The sequence below is a fragment of the Brevundimonas sp. PWP3-1b1 genome, assembly GCF_049896065.1.
Classification (GTDB): Bacteria; Pseudomonadota; Alphaproteobacteria; order Caulobacterales; family Caulobacteraceae; genus Brevundimonas; species Brevundimonas intermedia_B.
Map to the genome: position 1 here is coordinate 2,084,043 of NZ_JAFCTO010000001.1, position 12,956 is coordinate 2,096,998.

11 protein-coding genes are annotated in these 12,956 nt (G+C 68.3%); 5 read left to right on the forward strand and 6 right to left on the reverse strand.

What is annotated here, in order from left to right:
- Positions 1 to 22: 22 nt before the first annotated feature.
- The 4 genes from mce to ACP69V_RS10330 form a co-directional block, all read right to left on the reverse strand.
- Positions 23 to 445 (reverse strand): methylmalonyl-CoA epimerase, encoded by a 423-nt coding sequence (mce, locus tag ACP69V_RS10315; protein WP_304937187.1) that lies wholly within the window; start codon positions 443 to 445, stop codon positions 23 to 25.
- A complete protein-coding gene (scpA, locus tag ACP69V_RS10320; RefSeq protein WP_426023745.1) occupies positions 442 to 2,601 on the reverse strand; it encodes a methylmalonyl-CoA mutase in 2,160 nt (719 codons plus the stop codon). The genes mce and scpA overlap by 4 nt, the downstream gene beginning before the upstream one ends.
- Complete coding sequence (locus ACP69V_RS10325; RefSeq protein ID WP_426023746.1) at positions 2,598 to 3,977, reverse strand: methylmalonyl-CoA mutase family protein; 1,380 nt, start codon at positions 3,975 to 3,977, stop codon at positions 2,598 to 2,600. The genes scpA and ACP69V_RS10325 overlap by 4 nt, the downstream gene beginning before the upstream one ends.
- Before the next feature lie 160 nt (positions 3,978 to 4,137).
- Entirely contained in the window at positions 4,138 to 6,117 is a 1,980-nt protein-coding gene (locus tag ACP69V_RS10330) for an acetyl-CoA carboxylase biotin carboxylase subunit (RefSeq protein ID WP_426023747.1), read from the reverse strand.
- A 35-nt stretch (positions 6,118 to 6,152) separates the two neighbouring features.
- Between ACP69V_RS10330 and ACP69V_RS10335 the strand changes: the two genes are divergently transcribed.
- On the forward strand, positions 6,153 to 6,512 hold the full coding sequence (locus ACP69V_RS10335) for a GIY-YIG nuclease family protein (protein ID WP_426023748.1): 360 nt from the start codon (positions 6,153 to 6,155) through the stop codon (positions 6,510 to 6,512).
- A 188-nt stretch (positions 6,513 to 6,700) separates the two neighbouring features.
- On the opposite strand, the gene ACP69V_RS10340 is transcribed toward ACP69V_RS10335, so the two are convergent.
- Positions 6,701 to 8,236, reverse strand: coding sequence for an acyl-CoA carboxylase subunit beta (locus ACP69V_RS10340; protein WP_154726650.1), 1,536 nt, complete (start codon positions 8,234 to 8,236; stop codon positions 6,701 to 6,703).
- Here ACP69V_RS10340 and ACP69V_RS10345 point away from each other — a divergent pair.
- From ACP69V_RS10345 to ACP69V_RS10360, 4 genes are all read left to right on the forward strand, one after another.
- Positions 8,235 to 8,375 carry a hypothetical protein gene (locus ACP69V_RS10345; RefSeq protein ID WP_156355832.1) on the forward strand — a complete coding sequence of 47 codons (141 nt, stop codon included), beginning with the start codon at positions 8,235 to 8,237 and terminating at the stop codon, positions 8,373 to 8,375. The genes ACP69V_RS10340 and ACP69V_RS10345 overlap by 2 nt on opposite strands.
- A complete protein-coding gene (locus tag ACP69V_RS10350; protein ID WP_426023749.1) occupies positions 8,368 to 9,804 on the forward strand; it encodes a helix-turn-helix domain-containing protein in 1,437 nt (478 codons plus the stop codon). Before ACP69V_RS10345 ends, ACP69V_RS10350 begins: the two co-directional genes overlap by 8 nt.
- 116 nt (positions 9,805 to 9,920) lie before the next feature.
- Positions 9,921 to 10,457 carry a PepSY domain-containing protein gene (locus ACP69V_RS10355; RefSeq protein ID WP_426023750.1) on the forward strand — a complete coding sequence of 179 codons (537 nt, stop codon included), beginning with the start codon at positions 9,921 to 9,923 and terminating at the stop codon, positions 10,455 to 10,457.
- Position 10,458: 1 nt separating this feature from the next.
- Entirely contained in the window at positions 10,459 to 11,496 is a 1,038-nt protein-coding gene (locus ACP69V_RS10360; protein ID WP_426023751.1) for an oxidoreductase, read from the forward strand.
- Here ACP69V_RS10360 and pyk read toward each other — a convergent pair.
- Entirely contained in the window at positions 11,493 to 12,938 is a 1,446-nt protein-coding gene (gene pyk / locus ACP69V_RS10365) for a pyruvate kinase (protein ID WP_426023752.1), read from the reverse strand. The two genes, ACP69V_RS10360 and pyk, sit on opposite strands and share 4 nt — an antisense overlap.
- Positions 12,939 to 12,956: the final 18 nt, after the last annotated feature.

Sequence of the window (12,956 nt, forward strand, 5' to 3'; positions counted from 1 at the left end):
AGCTGGCGAAAAGCTCCAGCGATCAGTGCGCGCCTTTCGGCGTCTCCATCAGCTCGATCAGCACCCCGCCCATGTCGCGGGGATGCAGGAAGACGACCGGCGTGCCGTGCGCCCCGATGCGCGGCTCGCCCGTGCCCAGGATCGTGACCCCCTTGGCGCGCATTTCGGCGACGGCGGCGTGAATGTCGGCGACCTCGAAACAGACGTGGTGCTGTCCGCCCTTGGGGTTCTTGGCCAGGAAGCCGACGATGGGGCTGGTCTCGTCATAGGGTTCGATCAGCTCGATCTGGGCCGTCGGGGTGTCGATGAAACAGACCTTCACGCCTTGCGCGGGCAGGTCGAAGGGCTCGCCGATCTTGGTGGCGCCGAGCACATCCCGATACAGTTTGATCGAGTCCGCGATGGAGGGCGTGGCGACCCCGACATGGTTCAAGGCGCCGATCATGACTTGTCCTTTGCAGGCGCGGGCTGGGCGTAACCCAGCCGCTGGTTCAGCTTCTCGATCAGGTCCACCGCCGTATCGGCGATGGCCGAGCCGGGCAGATAGACGGCGGCGGCCCCCATATCGAGCAGGGGCTGGACGTCGGACGGCGGAATGACGCCCCCGACCACGATCATGATGTCCGGCCGCCCCAGCTTCTCCAGCTCGGCCTTCAGTTCGGGAACCAACGTTAAATGCCCCGCCGCCAGGGACGAAGCGCCCACCGCATGGACCCCCTTGTCCACCGCATCGCGCGCGGTCTCTGACGGGGTCTGGAACAGGGCGCCGGCGGTGACGTCGAAGCCCAGGTCGCCGTATCCGGTGGCCACCACCTTCTGGCCCCGGTCATGCCCGTCCTGCCCAAGCTTGGCGATCAGGATGCGCGGCGGCCCACCGTCATTCTCGACGAAGGTCGCCACCATCTCGCGGGCGCGGGCGAAGCGGGGGTCATTGCCCGCCTCCTTGGCGTAAACGCCCGACACGGTCTGGACCGTCGCCACATGCCGCCCAAAGGCGGCCTCCAGCGCGTCGGAGATTTCCCCCACCGTCGCCTTGGCCCGCGCCGCCTGCACCGCCAGCTCCAGCAGATTGGCGGTCCCCCGCGCGCCGTTCGTCAGCGCCTCCAGCGCCGCATCGGTCGCCGCCTGGTCCCGCTCGGCCCGCAGCCGTTTCAGCTTGTCGATCTGGGCCGCCAGCACCGCCGCATTATCGACCTTCAGCATCGGAATATCGTCGACGACGGGGTTCAGATATTTGTTCACCCCCACCACCGTCTGCTGGCCGGTGTCGATCCGGGCCTGGGTCTTGGCGGCGGACTCCTCGATCCTCAGCTTGGGAATCCCGGCCTCGATGGCCTTGGCCATGCCGCCCAGGGCCTCGACCTCGGCCATATGGGCCCGCGCCCGTTCGGCCAGTTCGTGCGTCAGCCGCTCGACATAGAAGCTGCCGCCCCACGGATCGATCACACGCGTCAGCCCCGTCTCCGACTGCAGCAGGATCTGGGTATTGCGCGCGATCCGGGCCGAGAAGTCGGTCGGCAGAGCCAGGGCCTCGTCCAGCGCATTGGTGTGCAGGCTCTGGGTCTGTCCGCCCGCCGCCGCCATGGCCTCGACCATGGTGCGCGGCACATTGTTGAACACGTCCTGCGCCGCCAGGCTCCAGCCCGAAGTCTGACAGTGGGCGCGCAGGGACAGAGATTTGGGATCGACCCCGCCCTCTTTCCGCACCGCCTCGGCCCACAGCAGGCGGCCCGCGCGCATCTTGGCCACCTCCATGAAATAGTTCATGCCGATGGCCCAGAAGAAGCTCAGGCGCGGCGCGAACCGATCGATCGGCATGCCCGCAGCCACGCCCGCCCGCAGATATTCGATCCCGTCCGCCAGGGTGTAGGCCAGCTCGATATCGGCCGAGGCCCCCGCCTCCTGCATGTGATAGCCGCTGATCGAGATCGAGTTGAACTTCGGCGTCTCCTGCGCCGTCCAGGCGAAGATGTCGGCGATGATCCGCATCGAGGGCTCGGGCGGATAGATGTAGGTGTTGCGAACCATGAACTCCTTCAGAATGTCGTTCTGAATGGTCCCGGTCAGGGCCGCGTGCGGCACGCCCTGTTCTTCGGCCGCCACGACATAGAGGGCCAGGATCGGCAGAACCGCCCCGTTCATCGTCATCGACACCGACATCTGGTCCAGCGGGATCCCGTCGAACAGGGTGCGCATGTCGTAGATGCTGTCGATGGCCACGCCGGCCATGCCGACGTCGCCCTTCACCCGCGGGTGGTCGCTGTCATAGCCCCGGTGCGTCGCCAGATCGAAGGCGATGGACAGGCCCTTCTGCCCCGCCGCCAGATTGCGGCGATAGAAGGCGTTGGACTCCTCGGCGGTCGAGAAACCGGCGTACTGGCGGATGGTCCAGGGATTGCCCGCATACATGGTCGGATAGGGCCCGCGCACGAAGGGGGCGAACCCCGGCAGGCCGTGCGGGTGGTCCAGCGCGTCCGTGCTGTCGGGACCATAGGCGGTTTCGACCGTCAGCCCTTCGGGCGTCAGCCACGGGTCGCGCGTCGGCCCCTGTCCGGTCGCGTCGAGGCTCAGGGCGATCTTGCTGAAGTCAGGGAAGCTCATTGGCCCGCCTCCTCGAAGGCCGCAGCGAAACGGATCGGCGTCAGGGGTTCGCACACCCGCTCCACCGCCGCAGCCGCCTCATCGCCCGCCTCGACCGGCGCCGGCCGCACGTCCGCATCGACATATTTGGTCACGCCGATGATCTGAGCCGCGCCGTTCGACAGAGCGGCCTCGCGCAGGGCGCGGGCGCGGGCGATGCGGGGCTGGATGACAGAGCCCTTCAGGGCCTCGACCAGACCGCCCTCGGCCTCGATCATCTGGAACTCGGCCCAGCCCGCCTCGGCCAGATCCCGCGTCCGGGCGTCCAGATACCAGCTGCCCGCCGCCGGATCGTCGACCCGGCCCAGATTGGCCTCCTCCATCAGCACCAGCTGTGTGTTCCTCGCCTGCCGCCTGGCGAAGGCGTCGGACCGACCCGAGGCGCGGGTGAAGCCGTCCAGCACCACCACGTCCGCGCCCCCCACGGCGCCCGCAAACCCCGCCGCCGTCAGCCGCAGCAGATTGGGCCAGGGATCGCGCGCCGCCAGCATCCGCCGCGACGACCGCGCCTCGATCACCGCCGGCGTCTCGACCGCGAAGGCCCGCGTCAACGCGGCCCAGATCAGCCGCATGGCCCGGACCTTGGCCAGGGCGTCGAAATATTCCGCATCGACCGACAGGCTGACCACCGTCCCGCGCAAGGCCGCCTCGACCGACATCCCGGCCTCGACCGCCGCCTTCGCATGAGCCACGACGCTGGCGGCCGCAAAGGCCAGCTCCTGCGCCGCCGACCCGCCCGCCTCGTGCGCTGCGCGCCCGCTGGCCATGAAGAAGCTCGCCTCGGGATAGGCCCCCGCATGGCGCGCCGCCGTATTGGCCGCCAAGCTCAGATGCTCTTCCACCGAACGCGGCGCCCCGCCCGCCTCGGCGAAGGCCGAGACCGGGTCCATGTGAAACCTCAGCTTAGCGCGCGGCGATCCCTTGGCCACCACGGCTAAAGCATTGGCCGCATCCGGCCCGTCGATCCCGGCGTCCAGCGCCACCGGCGCCAGCTCCAGCGCCACGCCTTCCAGCGCCCGCCCCAACGGCGCGGAATCCTCAAGCACCCGCCCCTTCAGCACCACCGAGGCGGCGCCGTTCTCCAGATCGGTCAGCACGGCTTCATTGACCGCCTCGGCGTCATCCCCCTCGACCAGGGTCCGCAGATCCCAGGCCCGGCCTTCGGAGTCGGACGGACGCGGCGCGAAGATCGGCTGCACGCCCGTCGCCCCGGCATACAGCGGCCGCGTCACCAGCTGGTCCGCGTCGAGGGACATCAGCGACTCGATCGGCCGATCCTTCAGCGCTTTCTGGGCGGCCTGGCGCCATTCGAGGGGCGTGGGGGTGGGGAAGGTCATGCGCGGCCCTCACCGCCCGTGCGGCGGTAAGAACCCCTCCACCGCTTCGCGGTCCCCCTCCCCACTGCGTGGGGAGGAAACGCGTCACCGCCCTGTCTACTCCCCATGAAATGGGGAGGTGGATCGACGCGCAGCGGAGAGACGGAGGGGTTCTTCCGCATCACCCGAACTCCACCAGCACGTCATCCGCCGCCACCGGATCCCCGTCCTTGGCCCCCACGGCCTTCACCACCCCGTCGCGTTCGGCCTTGAGGATGTTCTGCATTTTCATGGCCTCGATGATGGCCACCGTCTCGCCGGTCTTGACCTCCTGGCCCACCACCACCGGGATCGACACCACCAGCCCCGGCATCGGCGACAGCACCATCTTCGAGGTATCCGCGACCGCTTTCTCCGGCAGACGCGCATACAGTTCGGCGACATGGGGCCTCAGCACCCGCACCCGCGCCCGCACCGCCCGGTGACGAATATCAAAGCCGTCGGCCACGCGTTTGACCTCGGCGGTGAAGGGCTCGCCGTCCAGCTCGGCCTTGAACTGAGCCAAGCCCGGCCGCCAGTCGATGTCCGACAGGCGGATGTCGCCCCCGCCCGTCAGGGTCAGGATCATCTCCTCGTCCTCGTCATAGGACAGGCCGACCCCGTGCGGGGTCTTGTCGATCATCACGATCCAGTCGGTGCGGTTCGACGGATCGCCGTCCTGTTCGGCGATCACCTCGTGCATGGCGATGGCCGAGGCGATCAGGATTCGCTCCTGCGCCTGCGTCGGCCGCAGGCCGTGGAAGCCGTCCGGGAATTCGTCCTTGATGTAGCTGGTCGACAGTTCGCCCGACTTGAACCGGTCCTGGTCCATCACCGCCGCCAGGAAGGGCACATTGTGCCCCAGGCCCGACAGGTGGGTGTCCTCCAGCGCCCGGGCCATGCCCGTCACCGCCGCCTCGCGCGTCTCGCCCCAGGCGCACAGTTTGGCGATCATGGGGTCATAGAACATGCTGATTTCGTCGCCCTCGCGGACGCCGGAATCGTTGCGGACGGTGTAATCTCCCTGGTCGCCTTCTTCGGGCTGCTCATAGCGAACCAGCCGCCCGATGGACGGCAGGAAGCCGCGATAGGGATCCTCGGCGTAGATGCGGCTCTCTATGGCCCAGCCGTTGATCGACAGGTCCTTCTGTTCGAAGGCCAGGGCCTCGCCCCAGGCCGAACGGATCATCTGTTCGACCAGATCGACCCCGGTGATCAGCTCCGTCACCGGATGCTCGACCTGCAGCCGGGTGTTCATTTCCAGGAAGAAGAAGCTCTTGTCCTGACCGGCCACGAACTCGACCGTGCCGGCGCTGTCATAGTTCACCGCCTGCGCCAGGGCGACGGCCTGCGCCCCCATGGCGGCGCGGGTGGCCTCGTCCAGCAGGGGCGAGGGCGCCTCTTCGATGACCTTCTGGTTGCGGCGCTGGATCGAACATTCGCGCTCGAACAGGTGGACCACATGGCCGTGCTTGTCGCCCAGCACCTGGATCTCGATGTGGCGCGGGTCGATGATGAACTTCTCAAGAAAGACCCGGTCATCGCCGAACGCGTTCAGCGCCTCGGCCTTCACCGCCGCGAACCCCTCGGCCATGTCGGCGTCCGAATGGGCCACGCGGATGCCCTTGCCGCCGCCGCCGGCCGACGCCTTGATCATGATCGGATAGCCGATCTGATTGGCGATCCTGACCGCCTCGTCCGGCGTTTCGATCAGGCCCATATGGCCCGGCACGGTCGAGACGCCCGCCTCGGCCGCCAGCTTCTTGGAGCTGATCTTGTCGCCCATGGCCTCGATGGCCTCGGGGTTCGGGCCGATGAAGGCGATCCCCTCGTCCCTCAGCCGCCGCGCGAACCCGGCGTTCTCGCTCAGGAACCCAAAGCCCGGATGCACCGCCTGCGCCCCCGTCTGGCGCACCGCCTCGACGATCTTGTCCGCCAGCAGATAGGACTGCGCCGCCGGCGCCGGCCCGATCAGCACCGCCTCGTCGGCCATCTCGACCGCCAGCGATCCGGCGTCGGCCTCCGAATAGACCTGCACGGTCTTGATGCCCATGCGGCGGCAGGTCTTGATGATCCGAACCGCGATCTCGCCCCGGTTGGCGATGAGGATTTTGGAGAACATGGCTATACTTCCTCTGCCAAGCGGTGGGGGATGCGATGGTGACGGCGGACAGTATGATCGGCTGCTACATGATGGCCAATCGGATGCACGGCGTCGTCTATGTCGGCGTCAGCAGCCAGTTGATCACACGCATCGGCCAGCATCGCGCGGGCGTCATCGACGGCTTCACCAAGCGATACGGTCTCAAACGCCTGGTCTGGTACGAGTTCCATGACACCATTGTCGGCGCGATTCAGCGCGAAAAAACGCTGAAACACTGGCCGCGCGACTGGAAGGCCAATCTGATCGAACGCACCAATCCGCACTGGGACGACCTGTTCACCGGCCTGGTCCGCGCGTCGGGCGCCGAGCCTGACCCGGAAGTCTATCGAAACTGGATTCCGCCGGAAGAGTGACCCTCCCCTCCCAAAACCGTCATCCTCGGGCTTGTCCCGAGGATCCAGACTCCCGGTCTTCAACGGCGCGCCCCAGCCGATGACGCAGCGCCGGTGAGGCCGGCGGCCCACGTTCGACACCGGGATTCTGGATCCTCGGGACAAGCCCGAGGATGACGAAAAGGGGATAGCGGACAAACGAACCACCATCACAGCGGAATATTATCGTGCTTTTTCCAGGGGTTCTCCTGGACCTTGTTCTTCAGCGTCCGCAGCGCCTTCACCAGCCGCCGCCGCGTCCCGTGCGGCATGATGACGTCGTCGATATAGCCCAGGCCCGCCGCCACGAAGGGATTGGCGAACCGGTCCTTGTACTCCGCCTCGCGCGCGGCCAGGGCCGCCGGGTCGCCGGCCTCCTTGCGGAAAATGATCTCGACCGCGCCCTTGGCGCCCATGACCGCAATCTCGGCGGTGGGCCAGGCGTAGTTGACGTCGCCGCGCAGGTGTTTCGAACTCATCACATCATAAGCGCCGCCATAGGCCTTGCGCGTGATCAGGGTCAGTTTCGGCACGGTCGCCTCGGCATAGGCGAACAGCAGCTTGGCCCCGTGTTTGATCAGGGCGCCGTACTCCTGCTTAGTCCCCGGCATGAAGCCCGGCACGTCCACCAGGGTCACCAGCGCAATGTCGAAGGCGTCGCAGAAGCGCACGAACCGCGCGGCCTTGCGGCTTGAATCGATGTCCAGCACCCCCGCCAGCACCTGGGGCTGGTTGGCGACGATCCCGACCGTCTGGCCGTCCAGCCGGCCGAAGCCGCAGATGATGTTCTTGGCGAAGTCGGCCCCGATCTCAAAGAAGTCGGCCTCGTCGACCACCTTCAGGATCAGCTCCTTCATGTCATAGGGCTGGTTCGGATTGGCCGGGATCAAGGTGTCCAGGCTCGGCTCGTCCCGCTCGGGCTCGTCATAGCTTTCGCGCACCGGCGGCTTTTCGCGGTTCGACAGCGGCAGGAAGCCGATCAGGCGGCGCACCTCCGACAGGGCCTCCAGATCGTTCTCGAACGCCCCGTCCGCCACACCCGACTTGCCCGCATGGACCCGCGCCCCGCCCAGGTCCTCGTGGCTGACCACCTCGTTGGTGACCGTCTTCACCACGTCGGGGCCGGTCACGTACATGTAGCTCGTGTCCTTCACCATGAAGATGAAGTCGGTGATGGCGGGCGAATAGACGTCGCCCCCCGCGCACGGCCCCATGATCACGCTGATCTGGGGAATCACGCCGCTGGCCAGGGTGTTCTGCAGGAAGATGTCGGCGTAGCCGGCCAGGCTCTCCACCCCCTCCTGGATCCGCGCCCCGCCCGCGTCGAACAGGCCGATGATCGGCGCGCCGGTCGTCAGGGCCATCTTCTGCAGCTTGACGATCTTGGCCGCATGGGCGCCCGACAGGCTGCCGCCGAACACCGTGAAGTCCTTAGAGAAGACATAGACCAGCCGCCCGCCGATGGTCCCGCGCCCCGTCACCACCCCGTCGCCGGGGATGCGCTGGTCCTGCATCCCGAAGTCGTGGCTGCGGTGTTCCACGAACATGTCGGTCTCCTCGAAGGAGCCCTCGTCCAGCAGAACGTCGATGCGTTCGCGCGCCGTCAGCTTGCCCTTGGCGTGCTGTGCGGCGATACGCTTTTCCCCACCGCCCAGTTTGGCGGCGGCGCGGCGGCGCTCCAGTTCTTCAAGGATGGCTTGAGTCATGATCGGTTTCGGCCTCTTGTTCGAACGGCAAGGCGTGGCGCCTTCATCGCAAAATGGCAAACGCAACTTTGCAAAAGGTGCGGAACTGCGCGGACTTGCAAAGGCGGCGACGATGAACTGCAAACTTGCGAATGGCTGAGAAGCTTTTCCTGGGGGCCAAGCTGCGCAAGCTGCGCGAGGCGCGCGGCTGGACGCTAGAGGCCTGCGCCGAGCGGCTGGGCCTGTCGCCGTCGTATTTGTCGCAGATCGAGACCAATCAGCGGCCGGCGACGGCGCGCGTCCTGATCGCCCTGACCCGCGCCTTTCATATCGACGCCAGCCTGTTCGATCTGGAGGGCGACGCCCGCCTGATCGCCGACCTGCGCGAGGCCACCACCGACATCGCCGGCCCGGTCAGCGGCGGGGCCGAGCCCCCGACGGCGGCCGAGCTGAAACAGGCCGTCGCCAACACCCCGCGCCTGGCCCACCAGTTCCTGGCCCTGCACCAGGCCTTCCGCCAGCTGGACGAGCGGGTGAAGGCGCTGGACGACACCCTGGGCCGCGACGAACTGGGCGCACGCGTCGCCCTGCTGCCCTATGAGGAGGTCCGCGACTTCTTCCACTACCGCGACAACTACGTCGACAGCCTGGACACGGCGGCCGAGGCCCTGGCGGCGGCGGTCCCCCAGGACGGCCCGATCGAACGGGCGCTGGAGACTGTGCTGGCCGACCGGCACGGGGTGCGGACAGTCTATGTGGCCGGTCAGGAGGCCCTGCGCCGCTATGATCCCGCCAGTCGCATACTCACCCTGGACGCCTGGCAGCCCGGCGCGACCCGGTCGTTCCAGCTGGCCCACCAGCTGGCCCTGCTGTCCTTCCGCGACCTCATCGAGGCCGAGCTGGACCAGGCCGCCTTCCGCACCCAGGCCGCGCGCGACGTGGCCCGTGTCGGCCTGGCCAACTATGCCGCCGGCGCCCTGTTGCTGCCCTACCGCGCCTTCCTGGAGGCGGCGCGGGCGGAAAAGCACGACATCGACCGCCTGCGCACCCGGTTCCAGGTCAGTTTCGAACAGGTCTGCCACCGGCTCTCGACCCTGCAACGGCCCGGCTGGCGCGGCGTGCCCTTCTATTTCGCCCGGGTCGACATGGCCGGCAACATCACCAAACGCCACAGCGCCACCCGCTTCCAGTTCGCCCGCTTCGGCGGCGCCTGCCCCCTGTGGAACGTCCACGAAGCCTTCGCCACGCCCGACCGAATCGGGGTGCAGCTGGCCGAGATGCCCGACGGCTCGCGCTACATCTCCATCGCCCGCAGCGTCTCCAAGCCCAGCGGCTCCTACCTCGCCAACGACCGCCGCTACGCCCTGTCCCTGGGGTGCGAGGTCGAGCACGCCGGGTCGCTGGTCTATGCCGCCGGTCTGGACCTGAACGGCCCCGCCGCCCGGATCGGCGTCAGTTGCCGCATCTGCGAGCGCACCGACTGCACCCAGCGCGCCTTCCCGCCCCTGGATCGCGCCCTGCACGTGCCCGAGAACGAGCGCGGCGTGGTGCCCTATGTGCTGGATGGCCCGCGCTTCGACCGCCCCTAGACCGGCCAAGCCTCGCGCCGCGACAAGCCGTCGCCAAGGGCGCGCAGGACTTGACACCGGTTACCAGCCTCCTCTTCCTGATCGCACAAGCGCGCAAGGCGCGGGAGGAACGACAGATGAAGCACGCCCTATTCGCCATCGCCGCAGCCGCCGTGCTGGGCGCCTGTTCGCCGCAGGAAGATAAGGCCGACGCCGCGCCGACGGCCCTGCCGCCCGGCCCCGAAACCCAGATCTCCGACGTGTCGCCTGCCGATCTGCCGCCTGCGCTTGGGGCGCTGATCCAGCAGACCGTGCCGGGCATGACCGTCGCCGAGGTCGAACGAAAGGAACGCGAGGGCCGCGTCTATTATGACGTCGAGGGCGCCCGGCCGGACGGGTCCGAGGTCGAACTGGACATCCAGCAGACCGGCGACCGGTTCGAGGTGGTGGAAATCCAGCGCGACGTCGCCTTCGCCGACATGCCCCAGGCCGTCCAGACCACCGCCCGCGCCGCGACCGGCGCCTTCGCCCCCGAACGCATCATCGAAAGCCGTCAGATGGACGGCAGCGTGATCTACGAACTGTTCGCCGCCGGTCAACCTGCCGAACCCGCCATGGAAGTCCGCGTCAGAGATGGTAAGGCGGAGGTCCTCACGGAACGCTGGCCGCACTGACATGACCTCACATCCTCACATCGGCGTCGCCGTCGTCGGCTACGGCCTGGCGGGCCAAACCTTCCACGCGCCGTTGATCCAGGCTACGCCGGGCTTGAGCCTGGCGGCGGTGGTCTCGTCGCGCCCTGACGCGGTTCACGCCGACCTGCCCGATATCGAGGTCCTGCCCGACCTGAACGCGGCGCTTGCCCGCGACGACATCCGCCTGATCGTCGTCGCCACCCCCGACGCCCTGCACGCCGAACAGTCGATCGCCGCGCTGAAGGCCGGCAAGTCGGTGGTGGTGGACAAGCCCTTTGCGGTGACGCTCGCCGACGCCGAGGCGGTCGCCGCCGTCGCGGCCGCATCGCCCGGCGTGTTCAGCGTCTTCCAGAACCGCCGCTGGGACGCCGACTTCCTGACCCTGCGCCGCCTGATCGCCGAAGGCGAACTGGGCGAAATCGCCGTGTTCGAAAGCCATTACGACCGCTTCCGCCCGACCGTCACCGACCGCTGGAAGGACCAGCGCGACGGCGGCGTCTGGGCCGACCTGGGCCCGCACCTGATCGACCAAGCGGTGCAACTGTTCGGCGCGCCGCTGGGCGTCTACGCCGACCTCCAGCCCCAGCGCGTCGGCGCCACGGCCATCGACTACGCCCACGTCCTGCTGCGGTACGACCGGCTGCGGGTCATCCTGAACATGAGCCACCTCGCGGCCGAAGCCAGCCTTCGCTACGTCGTTCACGGCACGGGCGGCAGCTTCGTCAAACACGGCCTCGACGCCCAGGAGGGCCAGTCCAAGACGGGCCTGCGCCCAGGCGACCCCGACTGGGGCCGGGACCCGTCGCCCGGCGCCCTGACGAAACAGATCGATGGCGAGATCGTCGTCACCACCCCGACGCCCGAACGCGGCGACTATCCCGCCTTCTACGCCGCCATGCGCGACGCGATCCTGGGCAAGGGCCCGCCGCCGGTGACGGCGGATCAGGCGCTGACGGTCATGCGGATCATCGACGCCGGCCGACGCAGCGCGGCCGAGCGTCGCGAGATCGCCCTCTAGCTCTTCTTGCGGCCCTTCGACGCCGCAGCCGGCGCATGGGCCAGCCGCAGCAGATTGGCCGCGCCCGGCGCCCCGAACGGCGTGCCAGCCAGGATCAGGATACGCTGACCCGGCTCGGCCAGGCCGTATTTGACCGCGCTGTTGACGGCATCGTCGGTGACGGCCTCCAGCGAATCCGGCTGTTCGCCCAGGCGCGGTTCCAGTCCCCACACCAGGGCCAGGCGACGTGCGGTGTTGGGGTTGGGCGTCAAGACCAGGATCGGCTTCAACGGCCGTTCCCGCGCCATCCGCCGCGCCGTTCCGCCCAGGGTCGTGAACACCACCAGACAGCCGGTCGAGGGCGCGCTGGCCGCCATGCCCGCCGCTCCGACCAGGGCGTCCACGTCATGCTCATCCATGCCGGCGTGTTCGGCGCCCATCAGGCTGGGCCACATCGGATCGCGTTCGACGCGCTCGATGATCCGGCTCATCATGCCGACGGATTCCAGCGGATAGTCGCCCGACGCCGTCTCGGCCGACAGCATCAGGGCGTCCGCGCCTTCGTACACAGCGTTCGCCACGTCGGTCGCCTCGGCGCGGGTCGGGGCTGGCGCGCTGGTCATGGATTCCAGCATCTGGGTCGCCACGATCACCGGCACGCCGCGATTGCGGGCGGCGCGCACGATCTGCTTTTGCGCCACCGGCACGTCCTCGGGATCCAGTTCGACGCCCAGGTCGCCGCGCGCCACCATGACGCCGTCGCAATAGTCCAGGATGGCCTCCAGATCGGCGAGAGCCGCCGGCTTCTCGATCTTGGCCAAGCAGGCGGCCTGACCGTTCACGATCCGCTTCAGCTCGGCCATGTCTTCGGGCTTCTGGACAAAGCTGAGCGCCACCCAATCGACGCCCATCCGCAGGGCGAAGGCCAGGTCCTCGCGGTCCTTGGGCGTCAGGGCCGAGACGGGAATGACGGCCTCCGGCACGGCCACGCCCTTGCGGTCCGAGAGTTTGGAGCCGCTTTCGACCGTCACATCCGCCCAGTCGTCGGCGCGTTCGCCGACCCGCAGCCGCACCCGACCGTCATCCAGCAGCAGCAGCATGCCGGTGCGCAGGGCCTTGAAGATTTCCGGGTGCGGCATCTGCACCCGCGTCTCGTCGCCGGGCGTCGGGTCCAGATCGAAACGCATGGTGTGGCCCGGCTTGACCGAGATCTCTACGTCCTTGAACCGGCCCAGCCGCAACTTGGGCCCCTGCAAGTCGGCCAGCACGCCCAGCGGGCGCTGCAAGGCCGCCTCAGCGCCGCGCACGGCCTTCAGGGCGGCGGCATGATCCTCATGCGACCCATGGCTGAAGTTCAGGCGGAACACGTCCACCCCGGCCTGGGCCAGGGCCTTGACCATGCCGGGCGCACGGCTTGCGGGCCCCAGGGTCGCGACGATGCGGGCGCGGCGGGCTCTGTTCATGGACGTTTCCTGTTGGCT